At 71.9% G+C, this 18,671-nt stretch carries 16 protein-coding genes and 1 pseudogene; 7 read left to right on the top strand and 10 right to left on the bottom strand.

The features are described from left to right. The first annotated feature begins 59 nt into the window (after positions 1 to 59). From ACLBX9_RS05345 to ACLBX9_RS05355, 3 genes are all read left to right on the top strand, one after another. Complete coding sequence (locus ACLBX9_RS05345; RefSeq protein ID WP_447718220.1) at positions 60 to 2,189, top strand: 4Fe-4S binding protein; 2,130 nt, start codon at positions 60 to 62, stop codon at positions 2,187 to 2,189. Next, positions 2,186 to 3,163, top strand: a complete 978-nt coding sequence (locus tag ACLBX9_RS05350) for an FAD:protein FMN transferase (RefSeq protein WP_447718185.1) — start codon at positions 2,186 to 2,188, stop codon at positions 3,161 to 3,163. The genes ACLBX9_RS05345 and ACLBX9_RS05350 overlap by 4 nt, the downstream gene beginning before the upstream one ends. A gap of 456 nt (positions 3,164 to 3,619) precedes the next feature. Further along, positions 3,620 to 4,750: a serine hydrolase domain-containing protein gene (locus ACLBX9_RS05355; RefSeq protein WP_447718186.1), complete on the top strand. Its 1,131-nt coding sequence runs from the start codon at positions 3,620 to 3,622 to the stop codon at positions 4,748 to 4,750. On the opposite strand, the gene ACLBX9_RS05360 is transcribed toward ACLBX9_RS05355, so the two are convergent. The 4 genes from ACLBX9_RS05360 to rpoN all read right to left on the bottom strand — a co-directional run bounded on the left by ACLBX9_RS05360 (position 4,747) and on the right by rpoN (position 10,986). Beyond that, positions 4,747 to 5,907, bottom strand: coding sequence for a M20 family metallopeptidase (locus tag ACLBX9_RS05360; RefSeq protein WP_447718187.1), 1,161 nt, complete (start codon positions 5,905 to 5,907; stop codon positions 4,747 to 4,749). The two genes, ACLBX9_RS05355 and ACLBX9_RS05360, sit on opposite strands and share 4 nt — an antisense overlap. 82 nt (positions 5,908 to 5,989) lie before the next feature. After that, positions 5,990 to 7,816, bottom strand: a complete 1,827-nt coding sequence (glmS, locus tag ACLBX9_RS05365; RefSeq protein WP_010683931.1) for a glutamine--fructose-6-phosphate transaminase (isomerizing) — start codon at positions 7,814 to 7,816, stop codon at positions 5,990 to 5,992. Between the two features lie 139 nt (positions 7,817 to 7,955). Then, positions 7,956 to 9,335: a bifunctional UDP-N-acetylglucosamine diphosphorylase/glucosamine-1-phosphate N-acetyltransferase GlmU gene (gene glmU, locus ACLBX9_RS05370; RefSeq protein ID WP_447718188.1), complete on the bottom strand. Its 1,380-nt coding sequence runs from the start codon at positions 9,333 to 9,335 to the stop codon at positions 7,956 to 7,958. A 73-nt stretch (positions 9,336 to 9,408) separates the two neighbouring features. Continuing rightward, positions 9,409 to 10,986, bottom strand: coding sequence for an RNA polymerase factor sigma-54 (gene rpoN / locus ACLBX9_RS05375; protein ID WP_010683933.1), 1,578 nt, complete (start codon positions 10,984 to 10,986; stop codon positions 9,409 to 9,411). Positions 10,987 to 11,248: 262 nt separating this feature from the next. Here rpoN and ACLBX9_RS05380 point away from each other — a divergent pair, with 262 nt between their 5' ends. From ACLBX9_RS05380 to ACLBX9_RS05390, 3 genes are all read left to right on the top strand, one after another. Then, positions 11,249 to 11,629 (top strand): hypothetical protein, encoded by a 381-nt coding sequence (locus ACLBX9_RS05380; protein WP_447718189.1) that lies wholly within the window; start codon positions 11,249 to 11,251, stop codon positions 11,627 to 11,629. Between the two features lie 235 nt (positions 11,630 to 11,864). After that, positions 11,865 to 12,128: a helix-turn-helix domain-containing protein gene (locus ACLBX9_RS05385; protein WP_447718190.1), complete on the top strand. Its 264-nt coding sequence runs from the start codon at positions 11,865 to 11,867 to the stop codon at positions 12,126 to 12,128. Positions 12,129 to 12,466: 338 nt separating this feature from the next. Then, on the top strand, positions 12,467 to 12,751 hold the full coding sequence (locus ACLBX9_RS05390; protein WP_447718191.1) for a DUF6894 family protein: 285 nt from the start codon (positions 12,467 to 12,469) through the stop codon (positions 12,749 to 12,751). 14 nt (positions 12,752 to 12,765) lie between these two features. Here the strand turns inward: ACLBX9_RS05390 and ACLBX9_RS05395 are convergent, their stop codons facing one another. The 6 genes and pseudogenes from ACLBX9_RS05395 to ACLBX9_RS05420 form a co-directional block, all read right to left on the bottom strand. Beyond that, positions 12,766 to 13,143 (bottom strand): hypothetical protein, encoded by a 378-nt coding sequence (locus ACLBX9_RS05395; protein WP_010683935.1) that lies wholly within the window; start codon positions 13,141 to 13,143, stop codon positions 12,766 to 12,768. A gap of 4 nt (positions 13,144 to 13,147) precedes the next feature. After that, the gene (locus ACLBX9_RS05400; protein WP_010683936.1) at positions 13,148 to 13,378 is read right to left on the bottom strand and encodes a hypothetical protein; all 231 of its coding nucleotides are present in this window, start codon (positions 13,376 to 13,378) and stop codon (positions 13,148 to 13,150) included. 86 nt (positions 13,379 to 13,464) lie between these two features. After that, positions 13,465 to 15,054, bottom strand: a complete 1,590-nt coding sequence (locus ACLBX9_RS05405) for a glucan biosynthesis protein (RefSeq protein WP_447718192.1) — start codon at positions 15,052 to 15,054, stop codon at positions 13,465 to 13,467. 501 nt (positions 15,055 to 15,555) lie between these two features. Continuing rightward, positions 15,556 to 15,843: pseudogene (locus tag ACLBX9_RS05410) on the bottom strand (helix-turn-helix domain-containing protein); the annotation flags it as partial. Between the two features lie 13 nt (positions 15,844 to 15,856). Continuing rightward, positions 15,857 to 16,651, bottom strand: coding sequence for a hypothetical protein (locus ACLBX9_RS05415; RefSeq protein WP_010683939.1), 795 nt, complete (start codon positions 16,649 to 16,651; stop codon positions 15,857 to 15,859). A gap of 253 nt (positions 16,652 to 16,904) precedes the next feature. Beyond that, complete coding sequence (locus tag ACLBX9_RS05420; protein WP_010683940.1) at positions 16,905 to 17,570, bottom strand: SCO family protein; 666 nt, start codon at positions 17,568 to 17,570, stop codon at positions 16,905 to 16,907. 194 nt (positions 17,571 to 17,764) lie between these two features. Between ACLBX9_RS05420 and ACLBX9_RS05425 the strand changes: the two genes are divergently transcribed. Next, positions 17,765 to 18,667, top strand: a complete 903-nt coding sequence (locus ACLBX9_RS05425; RefSeq protein ID WP_010683941.1) for an MBL fold metallo-hydrolase — start codon at positions 17,765 to 17,767, stop codon at positions 18,665 to 18,667. The last annotated feature ends 4 nt before the right edge of the window (positions 18,668 to 18,671 follow it).

Consider the following 18,671-nt stretch of genomic DNA (forward strand, 5'->3'; position numbering starts at 1 on the left):
GGGGGAGGGAAACGCGCGGGTTGCAGATCTGGGGCAGGAACTTCTGGAAACTACTCGCGATCCGTGGCGCATTCGGCAACCACCGCAGCGCGGGGTACGTCCTGCAAGCCGCGCTTCTCCTCCTCGTCCTGCTCGCGCACCCCGCCGCCGCCGGCCAGCTCGATCGCGCCGCCCTCGAAAGATACTTCCCGCCCCCGCTGGTGGTCGGAGAGAAGGACGACAGGCTCCCGGTCTGGCCGATCCTGAAGCAGCAGGCCGGGTCCTATGAGGTTTTGGCCTACGCGTTCGAATCCGTCGATCTCGCGCCGATCCCCGGCTTCGGCGGCACGCCCCCCGACCTGCTGATCGCGCTGGCCCCCGACGGCACCTTCCGGGACGTGAAGGTCGTCTCGCACCACGAGCCGGTCTTCCTCGAAGGGCTCGGCTCCGAGCCGCTCTTCGCCTTCGTCGAGCAATATGCCGGCCTCTCGGCCCGGCAGGCGATCCGGGTGGGCCGGCCGAATGCCCGGGCCGCCGGCGCCGCGCCTCAGACCACGGTCGACGGCATCTCCATGGCGACGGCCTCGACGCGGGTGATCAACCAGTCGATCCTGGCTTCCGCACTGGCTGTCGCCCGCCAGAAACTCGGCTTCGGGGCGGCCAATGTCGGCCTGAAGGTCGAGGCCAAGCCCGACCTCTACGAGCCGCTCACCCTCGCCGACCTCCTCGCCCGAGGCTGGGCGCAGCGGCTGACGGTGACGAACACCGCCGCCGCCGAGGCCTTCAAGGGAACCGGGGTGGCGGATGCGTCCGAGGGGTCGCCCGACGCCCCCCTGACCGACCTCTACGTGGCCTGCCTGGATCCGCCGTCGATCGGCCGCAACCTGCTGGGGCAGACCCGCTACGACGCGCTGATGCGCGAGCTCGGCCCCGGCAACCACGCGGTCATGGTGATCAGCGCCGGGCCGGAGGAGGCGCCCGAGAACCCAATCGGCGACCGCTTCGTGCTGGGCGCAGTCCCCGAGCGGCTGGCGCTGAGCCAGGGCGGCCTGATCGTGAATGCCCGCGACATGGCGGTGGAGCGGCGCGACGCCGGCCTCGCCGAGGGCCTGCCGCCCGGTCCCTGGACGATCCTGCGGATCGATCAGGCCGCCGGCTTCGATCCGTCGGCGCCCTGGATGCTGACCGAGACGATCGTCCGCGAGCGCGGGCAGATCCTGTCGGAGAAGATCGCCCGGACCTTCACGGTCGAGACCGCCCTGCCCGCCGACCTGTTCACCCGGCTCCGTCCGGATGACGGGCCGAGCTGGACCGACCCCTGGCGCGCGCGGGCTCCCGAACTCGGGTTGATCGGGCTGATGCTCGGCGTGCTGGTGCCGGTGCTCGCGCGCCAGCGCGGGCTGGTGGCGGACGCCCGTCGGTTCGCGGTCTTCCGCCTCGGCTTCCTGGCGCTGACCCTCGGCTTCGTCGGCTGGTACGCGCAGGCCCAGCTGTCGATCGTCACCCTCGTGGGCCTCGTGCGCGCCGCCACAATCACCCACGACCTCGCCTTCCTGCTCTACGATCCGCCCTCTCTGGTGCTCTGGGCCTTCGCCCTCGCCGCCCTGGTGGCCTGGGGGCGCGGCACGTTCTGCGGCTGGCTCTGTCCGTTCGGGGCCCTGCAGGAATTCGCTGCGCTGCTGGCCCGGCCGCTGCGCATCCGGCAGATGGCGGTACCGCCGGGCCTGGACCGGGCGCTGCGGACGCTGAAATACGTCGTCCTCGCCGGCATCCTCGCCGCCGCGGCGGCGGGATCGCCGCTGGTCGACACATTGTCCGAGGTCGAGCCGTTCAAGACCGCCATCACCCTGTACTTCGTCCGGTCCTGGCCGTTCGTCGCCTACGCGGCCGGGCTGCTGGTGCTCAACCTGTTCGTCTACAAAGGGTTCTGCCGCTACCTGTGCCCGCTCGGCGCGAGCCTCGCCCTCCTCGGGCGGGTGCGGATCCTCGACTGGATCCCGCGCCGGGCGGAGTGCGGCTCTCCCTGCCAGCTGTGCAAGGTGCGCTGCCGCTACGGCGCCATCGCGCCCTCCGGCCGGATCGACTACGCCGAGTGCTTCCAGTGCATGGACTGCGTGACGATCATCCACGATCCCGGGCAATGCGTGCCGCAGGTGGTGGCGCGCAAGCGCAGCCGCCGCGTCGCGCCCCGGCCGGTGGCCGTCGGGTGAGCGCGCCGGTCCGCTTCGCGCCCGGACGACGCCGGATCCTCGTCGGGGCCGCGGGCCTCGCCGGGCTCGGCGGCCTCGCGGCGTTCCGCGCCGCGGCGGCGTCGCGGGGGCTGATCCTCCGCACCCGCGCCGGCCTCGCCTTCGGCACCACCGTGGCGCTGACCGTGGCGGGATCCGATCCATCCACAATCGAGGCCGCGCTGACCGATGGGTTCGCGGCGATGCGGGCCGTGGAGGCGTCCGCCAGTCTGTTCCGGGCCGACAGCGCCCTGGCGCGGCTCAACCGGGACGGATCCCTGGAGGACCCCGACCCGCATCTCCGCACCCTGCTGCGCTTCGCCCTCGCGCTCGCGGCCGAGACGGATGGCGCCTTCGACCCGACCGTCCAGCCGCTCTGGCCGGTCTGGGCCGGCGCGGCCGCCCGCGGCGCGCGACCGGGGGACGACGTCCTCCGGGCGACCCTGGTGCGGATCGGCTGGCGGCGCGTGCAGGTCGGGCCGGACCGTATCGTCCTGGAACCCGGGACGGCCCTGACCCTGAACGCCCTCATCCAGGGCTACGCCGCCGACCAGGTCATGGCGGCATTCCGGGCGCGCGGCATCGACGATGCCTTCGTGGATACCGGCGAGTTCGGCGCCGCCGGTGCCCATCCCGACGGCACCCCCTGGCGCCTCGGGCTGGCCGATCCGCGCCGTCCCGCCGAGATCGCCGCCGTCATCGCTCCCTTCACGGGCTTCGCCGCGACTTCGGGCGACTACAACATGAGCTTCTCGGACGACCGCGCTGACCACCACATCTTCGATCCGGCCACCGGCCGATCGCCGCGCGCCCTGTCGTCGGTGACGGTGACCGCGCCGACGGGCCTCCTCGCCGACGGGCTGTCGACCGCCTGCATGGTCCTGGGGCGGGCGCGCGGCGCGTCCCTCGTCGCAGCCCATCCGGGCTGCACCGCGCGCTTCACCGACAAGGGCTGACACATCCCGCGCCTGCGCACGGGGCGAGGCCCGAACCGCGCCGCGCGCTCTGCCCTGGCGCTTAGGGCTCTACGGATCAGAACATCAATCTCCTGGGCGTGTGGACGCTTCGGATGACGCGTCCGCTGCGTCATCCCGGGGCGCCGCAGGCGAGCCCGGAACCGAAGGGGCACGCCGGAGGCTGGCAACCCAGAGCCGCCGACAGTGCTGAGCTTTGGCAGGTCGGCGTGTTGGGATCCCGGGCTCCGCTGCGCGGCCCCGGGATGACGAACGTGGAGCGATTGCGGGCTCCACGCCTCGAAGAATGAGATCGAGGTTGTTGGGCCGCGCAGAGACCAAAACTCCAGCCTGCCGAACTATAAGGCCCTGGCGGGCGCGATGGTTCTACGGGGTGTGCGATCCGCGGCGCAGGCCCTGCATGCGTCCGGACCCGAGACGACCGTCAGGAGAACGCGCGTGACTGAAGCAGCCGGGCCGTACTGGCCGACGGAGGTCTGGGCGGAGCAGGACCCGGGAGCGGCGGGGCTCGATGCCGGGCGGCTCGCGGACGCCGTCGCCTTCGCGAAGACGCACGAGAGCGCATGGCCGCGGAGCCTGTACTATCCCGACGGCCGCTATGTCGGGATCGTCGAGTGGAACGAGACCGGCCCCTGGAGCGCCATCGCCGGACCGGTGCACGAACGCGGCGGCCCGGCGGGCGTCATCCTGAAGGGCGGCCGCCGCGTCGCCGCCTGGGGCGATACGCGCCGGCCGGACATGACCTTCTCGATCGCCAAGAGCTATCTGGCGGTGCTGGCCGGTCTCGCGCACGACGACGGCCTGATCCCCGACGTGGACGCGCCGGTGCGCGACAGCGTGCCGGATCCGCTCCTCGACGGCCCGCATAACGGCGCGATCACCTGGCGCCACCTTCTGCAGCAATCGAGCGAGTGGCAGGGCATTCTGTTCGGCAAGTCCGATCAGGTGGACCACTTCCGGCAGATCGGCCCGGGGGCCGACAACAGCCGCAAGGGCGAGAGGCGCGCGCTGCAGCCGCCGGGCACGCACTACGAGTACAACGACGTGCGGGTGAACCTGCTGTCCTACTGCCTGATGCGCCGGTTCGGCCGCGCTCTGCCCGAGGTGCTGCGCGAGCGGATCATGACGCCGATCGGCGCGTCCCGGGATTGGTCCTGGCACGGTTACGACAACGCCTGGGTGGAAGGCGGCGGCGAACGGATCCAGTCCGTGCCGGGCGGCGGCCACTGGGGCGGCGGCCTGTTCATCGGCGCCGACGACCACGCCCGCTTCGGGCTCCTGATCGCCCGCGGCGGCGCCTGGAACGGCCGCCGGCTGCTGTCGGAGCGCTGGATCCGTGCCATGCTGACCCCCTCGCCGACCCTGGACAGCTACGGCTACCTGTGGTGGCTGAACCGCGGCGCGGCCGCCAAGCCGCAGCTCTCCGCCTCGGCATTCAGCGCGCTGGGCGCCGGCAACAACGTGATCTGGTGCGATCCGGAGCACGACCTCGTCGCGGTGCTGCGCTGGATCGACAAGGTGGCCCTGGACGGCTTGCTGCTCCGCCTCGCGGCGGCGCTGCCGGACTAAGGCTGCGCCAGGGCCGCGATGGTCTCGGCCATCGCGCGCGCCCGCGGGACGAGGCTCCCGACCTCCAGATACTCCTCGGGCGAGTGCGCCTTGCCGCCCACCGGGCCGACGGCGCACAGGGTCGGGCAGCCGACGCTGGCGGTGAAGCCGGAATCGGCGCAGCCGCCCGTGAATTCGCCCTCGACCGGGACGCCCTGCGCCGCGCTCACGCGGGCGTAGGTCTCGAACAGCGCGCGCGAGGCCGCGTCCTGCACCAGCGGCAGGAATTCGCCCTTGATGGTGAGGTGCGCGGTGGTGCCCGGCACCGTGGAGGACGCCACGATCGCGCCGATCCGGCCCATCGCCGCCTCCCGGTCGGGCGGCGTCACGTAGCGCAGGTCGATCTCGCAGGTCGCCCGGGGGGCCACGGTGTTCACCGACTGGCCACCCGAGACCAGCCCGACATTCACCGTCGTGCCGCGGTCGAGATCGGTGATCGCGTGGAGCGCGACGGTCTTGTGGGCAAGTTCCAGGATGGCGCTGCGCCCGTCCGCGTAGTTGCCGCCGGAATGGGCCGCCTTGCCCGACACCGCGAGCTGCATGAACACCCCGCCCTTGCGGCCGGTGACGATGTTGCCGGTTGGGCGGCCGGGCTCGGAATTGAGCACCGCCCGGGCACCGCGGGCGGTCTCCTCGATGATCGGCCGGCAGGCCGGGGAGCCGATCTCCTCGTCGCTGGTGAACAGGCCGACCAGCGGCACCGGCGCGCCGCCGGCCCGATGGTAGGCCGCCAGCACGAAGGCGTTCATCACGAGGCCCGCCTTCATGTCGGCGACGCCCGGCCCGTAGGCGCGGCCCTCGGCGATCCGGAACGGGCGCTCCCCGGCCTCCCCTTTCGGGAAGACCGTATCGCGATGGCCCATCAGCACGACCGGGCGGTTGCCGCCCCCGGAGCCTGCGACCTGGGCCCGCAGCGCGTCGCCGTAGCCCGACACGGGGATCGTGGTGACCGGGATGCCCTCACCGGCGAGGAAGGCCGCGATGCGGGTGCCGACGGCGTCGACGCCCGGCTTGTCGTAGGAGCCGGAATCGATGTTCACCAGATCCTCGAGGAGGGCCAGCATGGCGCCCTCCTGCCCGTCGAGCCAGCCGAGGGCTTCGGTCTCACGTGTGGCCATGAAGGTCCTCGTACGGGTCTGTCGGAACCGCTCGCAGAGACGGCGCCGCGTCCGAACGAACCGCCGCTGGGGTCGGCCGCGCCTACTCCACCGTCACCGACTTGGCGAGGTTCCGCGGCTGGTCGACGTCTTTCCCCATGAACACCGCCGTGTGGTAGGCCAGCAGCTGGATCGGCACCGCGTAGACGATCGGCGCCACGGTGGCGTTGACCGCCGGCATGGTGAAGGTTGCGAGCGTGTCGAGACCGTGCTCGGCTGCGCCCTGAGCGTCGCCGATCAAGACGATGCGCCCGCCACGGGCGGCCACCTCCTGCATGTTGGAGACCGTCTTCTCGAACACCGCGTCGTGGGGCGCGATGACGATCACCGGCACGCTCTCGTCGATCAGCGCGATCGGCCCGTGCTTCAGCTCGCCCGCCGCGTAGCCCTCGGCGTGGATGTAGCTGATCTCCTTGAGCTTCAGCGCGCCCTCCAGCGCCATCGGGTAGCTGGTGCCGCGGCCGAGATAGAGCACGTCCCGCGCCTTCGCGACCTCCCGGGCCAGCCCCTCGATCGCCGATTCGTGCGTCAGCGCCTCGGCCATCAGGCCCGGCGCCTTGATCAGGCCGTCGACCAGGCGCCGCTCGCCCTCGGCGTCGAGCGTGCCCCGAGCCCGGCCCGCCGCGATGGCGAGGCAGAGCAGCACGGTGAGCTGGCAGGAGAACGCCTTGGTGGAGGCCACGCCGATCTCGGGCCCGGCGAGGGTCGGCATCACCACCGAGGATTCCCGCGCGATGGTCGAGGTCGGCACGTTGACCACGCAGAGCGTGTGCTGGCCTTGGCTCCTGGCGTAGCGCAGCGAGGCCAGCGTGTCGGCAGTCTCGCCCGATTGCGAGATGACCAGCGTCAGGCCGTCCTTCTCGAGGGGCGCCTCGCGGTAGCGCGCCTCGGAGGCGACGTCGATCTCCACGGGCAGGCGCGCCACCTGCTCGAACCAGTAGCGGGCGACGAGGCCGGCATAGTACGCGGTGCCGCAGGCGGTGATGTAGACGCGGCTGAGCTTGGCGAAGTCGAAGGGCAGCGCCTCCGGAAGCATCACCCGCCCCTGCGCCATGTCGACGTAGTGGGCGAGCGTGCGGCCCACCACCTCGGGCTGCTCGTGGATCTCCTTGGCCATGAAGTGGCGGTACTCGCCCTTGTCGATCCGGTAGGCCTGCGTGGCGATCTTCTGGCGCGGACGCTCGACCGTCGCACCGGACGCGTCGCGGATCTCGGCGCCGGCCCGGGACAGGATCGCCCAGTCGCCCTCGTCGAGATAGGTGATCGCGTCGGTGAAGGGGGCGAGCGCCAGGGCGTCGGAGCCCAGATAGGTCTCGCCCGGGCCGAAGCCGATGGCCAGCGGCGCGCCGTGGCGGGCGCCGATCAGCAGGTTCTCCTCGCCCGCGAAGATGAAGCCCAGGGCGAAGGCGCCGCGCAGCCGCGGCAGGGCGGCGGCCACGGCCTCCACCGGGGCCATCTGCCGGTCCATGTTGCGGCTGACAAGCTGGGCGACGACCTCGGTGTCGGTCTCGGTCTCGAAGACGATGCCGTCGGCCTCGAGTTCCTGCTTCAATTCGCGAAAATTCTCGATGATGCCGTTGTGGACGACGGCCAGACGCTTGGTGGCGTGCGGGTGTGCGTTGGTCTCGTTGGGCCGCCCGTGGGTCGCCCAGCGGGTGTGGCCGATGCCGATCGTGCCGGTGAGCGGCTCCTGATGCAGCCTGGCCTCCAGGTTGACGAGCTTGCCGGAGGCGCGGCGGCGCTCCAGGCGCCCGTGCTCCAGGGTGGCGATGCCGGCGGAGTCGTAGCCGCGGTATTCGAGCCGCCGCAGGGCCTCGATCACCTGCCCCGCCACCGCGTCGCGCCCGACGATGCCGACGATGCCGCACATGGAAAAGTCTCTCGCTTCGACGCCCGGGCCTTGCGCGGGCTTGCCGCGCAAGGCCCGGGCCACCCCGGTCAGGATGGGGCCAAGCCCGACTTGTACCGGATCGAGGGCGCGCAGGGCCAGTCCCAGTCCGGGCGCCCCGTCAGGACCCCTTCCCGCGCCGGGCTTTCTCGGCCTGCAGCGCCGCCCGCTTGTCCCGGGCCCAGCCCGGCTTCACTGCCTGCCGCCCCCGGGCGACCGCCATGGCGTCGGCCGGCACGTCGTCGGTGATCACCGAGCCCGAGGCCACGTAGGCCCCCTCCCCCACGGTGACAGGCGCCACCAGGGCGGAGTTCGAGCCGATGAAGGCGCCGGCGCCGATCGTGGTCCTGTGCTTGAGCACGCCGTCGTAATTGCAGGTGATCGTGCCGGCGCCGATATTCGCCTTGGCGCCGATCTCGGCGTCGCCCAGGTAGGTGAGGTGCGCGGCCTTGGCGCCGGCGCCCATCCGGGCGTTCTTCAACTCGACGAAGTTGCCGAGTTCCGCGCCCGCCTCCAGCACGGCGTGGCCGCGCAGCCGCACGAACGGCCCGATCTTCACCCCGGCCTCCAGGCTGGTCTCGGTGAGATGCGCGAAGGACCGCACCGTGCACCCGTCCGCCACCCGCACGCCCGGCCCGAAGACCACGTTGGGCTCGACGATCACGTCGCGCCCCAGCACCGTGTCGTGGCTGAGGAACACCGTCTCCGGGGCGATCAGGGTTGCGCCGCCCAGCATGGCGCTGCGGCGCAGATGTGCCTGAATCGCGGCCTCGGCCACGCTGAGCTGAACCCGGTCGTTGACGCCCTGCGCCTCGGCCTCGTCCACCGGGACCACGGTGACCGCGAGGCCTTCGGCGACCGCCAGGGCCACCGCGTCGGGCAGGTAGTACTCGCCGGCGGCGTTGTCGTTCCCGATGCGCGTGAGCAGCGCGAGGGCGTGCCGCCCTGAGAGCGCCATCAGCCCGGCATTGCACAGGGTCACGGCCCGCTCGGCCGCGCTCGCGTCCTTCTCCTCGCGGATCGCCAGGACACGGCTGCCCTCGGTGAGGACCCGGCCATAGCCGGTCGGTACCGGTGCCTCGAAGGCCAGCACCGCGACGGCGGCGCCCTCGGAGAGCGGCGCGCGCAGGCGCAGGAACGTCTCGGCGGTGATCAGCGGCGTGTCGCCGAAGGCGATGACCACGTCGTCGTCCGGATCGGCCAGGATCTCCCGGGCCGCCAGAACCGCGTGGGCCGTGCCCAGCCGCTCGGCCTGGGGGAAGACCCGCGCTCCCGGGGCCTGCCGTGCGATCTCGGCGGCGACGTCGTCGCGGCCGGGCTCGGCCACCACGGCGATCCGGCCCGCGCCCGCCGCCTGCACGGCGGCCAGCACGTGGCCGAGCATGCTCCGCCCGGCGATCCGGTGCAGCACCTTCGGCAGGTCCGAGCGCATCCGCGTGCCCTTCCCGGCCGCGAGCACGATGGCGGTGAGGCTGCGCGGGGGCGTTCCGGTCGGGGTCATCGCGGGTCCAGGCGTCGTTATCCGGCGCCGTGGATGGGCCGGACGCGCGCCCGGCGCAAGTCCGGCCGGATCGTCAGCGCAGCGCCATGGCGCTCTGATGGCCGGATCCGTGGGCGAAGTGCTCGCGGCGCCGCTCGATCGAGCTCGGGATCCGCAGGGATTCCCGATACTTCGCCACCGTGCGGCGGGCGATGTCGACGCCCTCCCCGCGCAGCTTCTGGACCAGTGCGTCGTCGGAGAGCACGTCGTCCGGCGCCTCGCCGTCGACGAGCTGCTTGATGCGGTGGCGCACGGCCTCGGAGGAGTGGGCCGCCGCCCCTGCCGCGCCGGGGATCGCCGCGGTGAAGAAGTACTTCATCTCCAGCGTGCCGCGGCTGGTGCCGATCGCCTTGTTGGAGGTGACCCGCGAGACGGTCGACTCGTGCATGCCGATGGCCTCCGCCACCGTCTTCAGGTTCAGCGGCCGCAGGTGCGTGACGCCGTGGACGAAGAATCCGTCCTGCTGGCGCACGATCTCGGTGGCGACCTTCAGGATGGTGCGGGCGCGCTGCTCCAGGGAGCGCGTCAGCCAGTTGGCGTTCTGCAGGGCCTCCGACAGGAAGGCCTTGTCGCCGTCCGCGGAGGCGTTGCGCGAGACCCGGGCGTAGTAGCTCTGATTGACCAGGACGCGCGGGAGCGCCTCGCTGTTCAGCTCGATCAGCCAGGACCCGTCGGGGGCGGCCCGCACGTACACGTCGGGCACCAGCACCTCTACGGCGCTCGACCCGTAGGCGCGGCCCGGCTTCGGGTCGAGGCGGCGGATCTCGCCCAGCATGTCGACGAGATCCTCGTCGTCCACGCCGCAGAGGCGGCGCAGCGCGGCGAAATCGCGCTTGGCCACGAGGTCGAGGCGCGAGACCAGCGCCTCCATGGCCGGGTCGAACCGATCGCGCTCGCGCAGCTGGATCGCGAGGCACTCGGCGAGGTCCCGCGCCGCAACCCCGGGCGGGTCGAAGCTCTGCACCAGGGTGAGCATCCGGGCGACGATCGCCGGATCGGCGCCGAGCCGCTCCGCCACGCCCTCGACCGTCTCGCGCAGGTATCCGGCCTCATCCACGGCGTCGATCAGGAATCCGCCGATCAGCCGCTCCATCGGCACCCGGGTCGCCAGCTCGAGCTGGCTCGCCAAGTGGTCGCGCAGGGACGTCTCGGCCGTCAGCGTGGCCTCGAAATCCGGGGCCTCGGCGTCGAAGCTGCCGCCGGTGCTGCCATAGGGCGGCGGGGTCAGCGAGAGCATGTCGCCGCCGCCCGCCTCGCGCGCCTGAACCGGCGCCTCGTCAGGGAAGACGTTGTCGAGCCGCGTGTCGAAATCGCCCTCGATCTCGCCCCGGCTCGGATTTAGGTCCGTCGAGAGCCACGATTCGGGCTCCGGCGCCTCGAAGCCGTCCGAACCGGCCTCGTCCGGGTGATCGCCCGCGGCGGCGCTCTCGACCGGGGCCGGCGCCTCTGTCGCCTCGGCGCGCTCGAGGAGCGGATTGCGCTCCAGTTCCGCCTCGACATAGGCTGCGAGATCGAGCTGCGAGAGCTGGAGGAGCTTGATCGCCTGCAGGAGCTGCGGCGTCATCACCAGGGCCTGGCCCTGACGCACTTCCAGCCGTTGCACCAAACTCATGCGAGGCCCCGATTGCCCGTCCGACGCCGTACACCAGCCGGAGACGCTTCGCCCACGGCATGGTTCTTGCTTCTCTTGTCCTTGAACCTCTAGCGGGATCGGAGACGCGCGTCAAAGGACGGCGGCGCTCACGCGTGTTGGCAACCCTGCGGTGGGGGAAGCGCGTGGCGTAGCGGCCACATCGTGACCGCCGGACCCACAGTATCGGCCCGCGGGCTTAACGAAACTTTGTCGCGACCGCGATCTCATCACGTCGCAGCCAGTGTTCGCGGCCATCCAACTGCCGAGCTTCTGTGTGACATCGGACAGTTTGTGGTTGGCGCCCAGTATTCGCTCGCCTTTGCGCGGTGAGCCGATCATGGCTCGGAGGAACGCTCCGGACCGCGGGGTCGAACCGGTGTGCGTGTCGATTGCTGCGTGCCCGATCGCGATGGCTCATCTGAACCGGTATCCGGCTGCCCTTTCCGAGGCGGATGGTGCGCTTCTCAAACCGGATCTCGAGCACATCGATCTGCCGCTCTGTCTGATGCTGGTGGAGCCGGGCAGCACGATTCCCCACGCGGTGTTCATCGAGACCGGCCTGTGCTCGGTGGTCTCGAACCCGAGAGATGGCAGCCGGATCGAGGTCGGATTGTTCGGCTAGGACGGCATGGCGATCCCGGCGCTGATGCTGGGCGCCGACACCGTGCCGTACCAGATCCTCATGCAGGTCGCCGGCCGCGGACACCGAATCGCCGTGCCGGCCCTGCGCGCCGCCAGCGCGGCCAGCCCATCGCTGCGCCATCTCTCGCTGCACTACAGGCAGACTTTCATCGTGCAGGTCGCCCAGACCGCCGTCGCCAATGCCGGCAGGGGAGCGGCTCGCGCGCTAGCTCCTGATGTATCTCGACCGGCAGGACGGCGACGACCTCTCAGTCAACCACGAGTTCCTCACGATCATGCCGGGCGTGCGACGGCCCACCGTCACGGTGGCGATCCACACGCTGGCGGGCGCGGGTTTGGTCCGGGCGCGGCGTGGGCAGATCAGGATCATCGACCGCGGACGGCCGGAGGAGGCCGCCGGCCAGACCTACGGGCCTGCGGAAGCCGGGTATGAGGGCCTGATCGGTCCGATGCGCACCGGTCGCGGCGCGATGGCCTGATCGGCTGCCGCGCCGACCCGGCGGTGCCGCCCGGATTCCAGGCTTCCCGACCCGGTGGAGGCGATTGACAGGCGATAGCCTCGACCCTCGAAGCCGCGACGATCGCGCTTTCGTGCGCGCGCTCCGTGCGCTGCCCGGCCTCGCGATTTCTCTCAGGAAGTGTATGATTTTAGACGCAGGTTTCGTGTCCGTCTGAGTCCGCGCAGGCTGGCCAAGGGTCCTGAACGCCCATCTCGGCTCGATCTCAGCAGGCCGCTCCTCCGCCAAATGTCCGATCGGATCGCTTCACACAGGTTAGCGACAGCACCCCGGGGCGGGGTCACGGTCCGGATCCGTTCGTGAGGTCCTGCGCCGTGCGCTACTTCACCGATTTCATCGACAATCAGGGAGTGTCCCGGGACGAGGACGGCCTGGACTTCGCCGGCGAGCGGGAGGCCTGCCTCTCGGCCGCGGAGGCGCTGGTCGAAGCCGTCCACGACCTGCTCCGGGTCAAGCCGAAGCAGCCGCACGGTGCCGGGCCCGTCGATCTGCGGCTGGAGGCGCAGGTTCGGGACGAGGCGGACCGCGTCGTCTTCCGCGCCTGCCTCGCGCTCGATATCGAATGGCCCGGCCGGGCCGGCTGATCCGGACGTCCCGCCTACCAGCCGCAATTCGGCATCGGCGGCTGGGCCTTCGCCAGCGCCGACTTCGCGATCTGCACCATCGGTCCCCAGGCGTATTTCTGCGCGTACGGGGTGACGTTGGTGAACAGGCAGCCGAGCTGGAAATGGGTCGCGCCCATCTCCCCGGAGAAGCTCATGCAGTCCAGGAACGTCCAGGTCTTGGGCACCGGCGTCATCGACCGCCAGCGGGGCATCGCCACGGGCGCGCAGACCTTCACCGCCCCCGTCCCGTCATCCGCGTTCAGGGCCTCTCCGGAGGTCTGCGCGGTCGCCGGGCCCGCGACGGCCAGCAGGAGCAGCGACGCGCAGGCCAGGTGCGGCGTGCGCGGTGGCGCGAAGCGGGGTCGGATCATCGGTTCAACGCATCGTCCGCCAGAGCGTCGCGAGAATCGCGAAGCCGATGAGGTTGTAGAGGATTGCCCACAGCCACACACCCCGAACGGCCCAGCTCGGCTGGCGCGGCTTCGGCCGGCCGGGACGGGAGCGGTGGCGATCTTCCGGCGTCGGCCAGATCGCGCTCTTGGGCGCCTTGAGCAGCCGCGTCAGCGCCTCGGGCAGATGCGGGCCGGGCGGTCGTTCGCCGTTCATGGCGGCCTCGATGCGGCGGGCGGCAGGGCCGAGGCGGAGCTTCTACCGGCGACCAGCCCGTCCCGGCAATGCGCCCAATCCGCCCCTCACAGGACGGTCCCGGGCGCCTCCGGATCGTAGCGGTAGGCCCAGGTCTCGGAGAGCAGGCGTCCGCCGGACTTGAGCTGCAGCCGCATCTCCACCGGTTCCGGCCCCTCGGCGTAGACCTTGAGGAAGACCCGCCACGGGCTCGGCTTTCCGTAGGGCGCGGAGGTGGCGCCAACCTCCGCGGCGCTGCCCCGCGAGAGCGTCAGCGCCACCTCGGCCTTCTCCGGATCGAGGCCCGCGAGGGCCGCGCCCTCGAATTCCAGCACGAACTGGCGCACGAGGTTCGCGCGCCCCGGCTTCCGGTCGGTCTCGGCCAGCCAGGAGCCCTTCGTGGCCCGCGTCGCCACGCAGCGGGCGAGGTCCGTGGCGACCGGCTCCGCGGCGGTCCAGCGCAGGCGATAGGCGAAGCTGCGGTCGGTCCCGGCCGTGGGCGGGTCGGCCGGCACCCAGAGGGCGACGATGTTGTCGTCGGTCTCCTGATGGGTCGGGATCTCCACGAGCTGGACGCTGCCCTGTCCCCAATCCCCCTGCGGCTCGACCCAGATGTCGGGCCGATTCTCCTCGAAGCCGTCGTCGATGTAGTGGTCGAAGGCGCGGTCGCGCTGGAGCAGGCCGAACCCCCTGGGCGACCGGTCCGCGAAGGCGCTGACGCTGAGGCGCGGCGGGTTGTTGAGGGGCCGCCAGATCAGCTCGCCCGCGCCGGTCTGCATCAGCAGGCCGTCGGAATCGTGGACCTCGGTCCGCCAGTCGCTGGCCAGGAACCGGCTCATGCCCTCCGAGTACCAGAGCATCGAGGTCAGCGGCGCCAGGCCGAACCGCTCCACGGTCCGGCGCATGTAGAGGGTGCAGGACACGTCGATCACGACGTGGGGCGCCTTGCGGGCCACGAACCGGTAGGCCCCCGTGAGGCTCGGCCCTTCGAGCAGGGCCAGGACGGTGACCGCACCCTCCGCGGCCGGACTGACGTAGAAGCGCGTGAAGACCGGGAACTCCTCGGTCTTCCCCGGGCCGGGCGCGGTATCGATGGCGATGCCCCGGGCCGAGGCGCCGTACTGCTCCCCGTCGCCCGCGGCGCGGAAATAGGAGGCGCCCAGGAAGGCCAGCCAGTCGCCGTCGTCGCCGGACTGGCCGGCCGGGGCCTTTTGGAACCGGAACCCCGCGAAGCCTGCGCCGTCCGGGACATCCTTGGCGGGATTGCCCGAGGGATAGGTGAACAGGTCGTGGGTGTAGATCACCGCGCGGGCCTGCCCGCCCTCCAGGGCGTAGACCTTCACGGGGTGCCTGAAGAAGTTGCCGAGGTGGAAGAACGTCACCGGGTACGGGCTGTCGGCGTAGAGGGCCCGGCCGGGCGGATAGCGGATCTCCTGGAGCGGCCCGTAGGTCAGGGCATCGAGCGCCGCCGAGGCCGGCGCCTCGGGCGGCGGCGTGTAGGGCCGGTCGCGCAGCGTCCGGGCGAGGTCCTTCAGCCGGTCGAAGTCCATGGGCTCCGGCGCCCCCAGGCGCGGCCCGCCGGGCGCGGCGAGCGCGCGGCCCGCCAGCGGCGAGAGGGCGAGGAGACCGAGGGCGGTCATGACGCGACGCGTGATCAAGCTGGTGTCCCGCAGAGCTGGCCGGATCCCGCGACGCGCGGGCCCCTGAGCCGACGTACCGCAGCCGGTCCGCGCGTCGGCCGCTCGGGAACCTCACGGGACGCGCATGCGTGCTGCGGCGCCGCAACCTCGCGCGCGCGAGCTGAACGCTGCCGGAACGCGCCGGCGCGGCCTATTCCGGCGTCACGCCATCGCACGAGAGGGGCCACGCTTCGTCGGCCTGATGGTCCGGCACCGTGCGATTTTCGTCTCCGGTGCGCCGATCGCTCAATCCTCCTGTGCGGGAGGCGTCGCAGTCACGCCCGCGGTCATTCCGGGGCCGCGCAGCGGAACCCGGAATTGCGATCCGCGGCCGGGCCAGGATCCTGCGCGCCGAAATCTTGCGCGCCAAGATCTTCACCGCGCGCGGTTCCGGGTTCCGGGCCCGCCTTCGGCGCCCCGGAACGACGGAGCGGATCCCCGGTCGTAGATCATCAACGCAGAGGTAAATCGTCCGGAGCGTCAAAGCCCAAGCCCATCGGCACCGAGCCCCCGTGCGGCGCCCGCGGATCTCAGCGAGGCGGCGTCCCTGTATGCCCGACGGGACAGTCCGTGACGGTCCCGGAAGCGCCGGGAGAAATGCGCCGGGCCGAAGAAGCCGCACTCGTACGCCAGGGTGCCGATCGGCAGATGCACGCTGGCCGGATCCGTCAGGCGCTGGGCCGCGACCGTCAGGCGGCGCGTCCAGATCCAGTCGGAGGCGTGATGGCCCCGCTCGTGGAACAGCTCCTGCAGCCGAGGCCGAGAGACGTCGTCTGGCACCCTATCGCGCCACGGGACGCCGTTGGAAGGCCAGAAGTCCCGCCGAATAAACCAGCGAGACCAGCAGGGCCGCCGCGAGGGCGAGAACGGCGCCGAGCGGTTGGATGAGCAGGTGGAGCGTCAGCAGGGTCAACCCGAAGCCGAACACGCCCCGGATCGTGATGCTCGCCAGACGGGCCATCGCGGCCCCGCCCACACGCCGGTGCAGGATCACGAACGTGCTCGTCAGGGTGACCGGGTAGGCGGCGATGACGCCGGTCCGCGCGGGACCCAGGGCCGTGCTGAGGGCGAGGAGGCTCGTCACGAACAGGGCCACGGCGGCCGCCCGGACGATGAGGTCGCGCGGGCGCGGCCTCGCGACGACGGCGCTGCGGGCGAGGACGGTCGCGGCCGGCCGCGTGGTGGCGGCACCAGCCCCGTACACGGCCGCGTTCAGCAGGAACGCCGTGAGGGGCGTCCACGACACGGCCGAGATCGGTACGGCCGCCGCGAGCCACGCCAGCGCGGCCGGGCCCAGCGCGCGGAGCAGGCTCCGGTCGGTCGCCCGCCGGGCGTAGACGATGAGGAACAGGCCGGTGGCGGCATTCGCCGCGAAGCCGTTCAGCGCCGCCGCGGCCACGAAGGCGGTCTCGTGTTCGAGGACCATGAACACGTAGACCGGCCCGGCGGTGACCGGCAGGCTGATGATGAGCGCACCCCAGACCGGTCCGAGCAGTTCCGCCAGCACCGAGGCGAGCACCACGACCGTGCCCGACGTCAGCGCCCGGACCAGGGCCGTCACCCAAAACGCCGCCACGATCGTATCCCATTCCTCGCGCCGTCGCGCAGGCCGGCGCTGGATCGCCCTCCCCCGGCGCGGTCGGCCTGCGCGCCGCGCCGCGGGTCTTGGCAGGCGAGGAACGCGGCACGGTGTCGTAGAAGAGCGGCTGCGCTGCGGCTAGGGCGGCGAACCACACAGGCCAGGGCCTGTCACGTCCGGGAAAGCGGCGGCCGAACCTGCACCTGCCCCTTCCGGATGGCAGCGGCCGTCCCGGACCCGTCGCGTCCGCTCAGCTCCGCGGGCCGCAGGCGCCGGAGCTGCCGTCGGTCGCCCAGAGATTGGCGCCGCCCCCGGGCGCGCACTGGCCCGGCAGCGCCAGCGTGATCAGCTTGGACAGTGTCCGCGCTTCATCCTCGCCGTAGCCGATCTCGCCCACCATGCGGCCGGTCTTGTCGAAGAGCGCGACGGTGGCGGAATGATCCAGGGTGTAGTCGCCGTCCTTCGCGGGCACGCGCCGGTAGGTGACGTGGTACGCGTCTGCCATGCGGGCGACCTGATCGGGCGTGCCGACGAAGCCGCGGATGCGGGGATCGAACGAGGCGAGGTATTCGCGCAGGGTCTCGGGGGTGTCGCGCTCCGGATCGAGGGTGACGAAGACCACATTGAGGCGATCCGCGTCGCGGCCCATCCGGCCGAGCGCGCCCGACAGGGTCGCGAGCGTCGTCGGGCAGACCTCGGGACAGTGGGTGAAGCCGAAGAACAGCGCGGTGGGCTTGCCGAGGAGATCGGCCCGGCTCACCGGTCGCCCGTCCAGGTCCGACATCGCGAAGGACCCGCCGACCCGGCGCGGGTGGCTGAACTGCGAGCCCTGCTGCAGGACGATCGCGCCCGTGCCGGCGGCGACCACGGCGACGAGGGTGGCGGAGGCGAAGAGGGCGAGCGGGCTCGGTGCCATGCGGTGAACTGGGATGGCGCGTCGATGCCCCGAATATGGGGTGCCTGTCGATGGCCGCGATGCCGCGGGAGCCCGGGAACCCGCCCCGGCAAGGCCGGTTGGCCGGAGACAGGCGGTCCCGGCAATCCGTTCCGACGCACCGGATGCGCGCGACGCCGCCTCATCCTCCGAGACAGGCACGGGAGACGCCGCAGATGGCCCAGCAGATTCCCGTCGATCCCAAGGCCCGCGCGGACGATCCCCACGCCGACGCCGCGCGGGACGACGCCACCCACGCGATCACCGATGACGTCGCCTATCAGCGCAACATCCTGGTCAACGTCGTGTTCGTTGGCGCGCCGGGGGCCGGCGACCGCGGCTGGGTCCTGGTCGACGCGGGCGTGCTGGGCGCGAAGCGGGCGATCCGCGCCGCGGCCGAGGCCCGGTTCGGCGCCGGCGCGCGGCCGTCCGCGATCGTCCTGACCCACGGGCATTTCGATCATGTCGGCGTGCTGGAGGATCTCGCCGGGGAATGGGACGTCCCGGTCTACGCGCACGCCCTGGAGCGGCCCTATCTCGACGGCAGCGCCGCCTATCCGACGGCGGACCCGAGCGTCGGCGGCGGCCTGTTCGGCCGACTCTCGCCGCTCTTTCCGACGAAGCCGGTCGATGTGGCGGACCGCCTGCGAACCCTGCCGGAAGACGGTTCGGTCCCGCCCCTGCCCGGCTGGCGCTGGATCCACACTCCGGGGCACGCGCCGGGCCACATCTCGCTCTGGCGCGAGGCCGACCGCACGCTGATCGTCGGGGACGCGTTCGTGACGACCGCGCAGGAATCGGCCTACGCGGTGGCGGTCCAAGAGCCGGAGCTGCATGGGCCGCCGATGTACCTGACGATCGACTGGGACGCGGCGCGCAGCTCCGTCCGGACGCTCGCGGCCCTCGATCCGGAGCGGGTCGTCACCGGCCATGGCCGACCGCTGCAGGGACCGGAGATGCGCCGCGCGCTCCGCGCCCTCGCGGAAGATTTCGACCGGGTCGCGGTCCCGGAGCACGGCCGCTTCGTGGAGCGGCCGCTGCGCGCCGCGGACGGCTCCGCCTACCGGGATCCGCGCTGATCCG

Source organism: Methylobacterium sp. A49B, assembly GCF_053346215.1.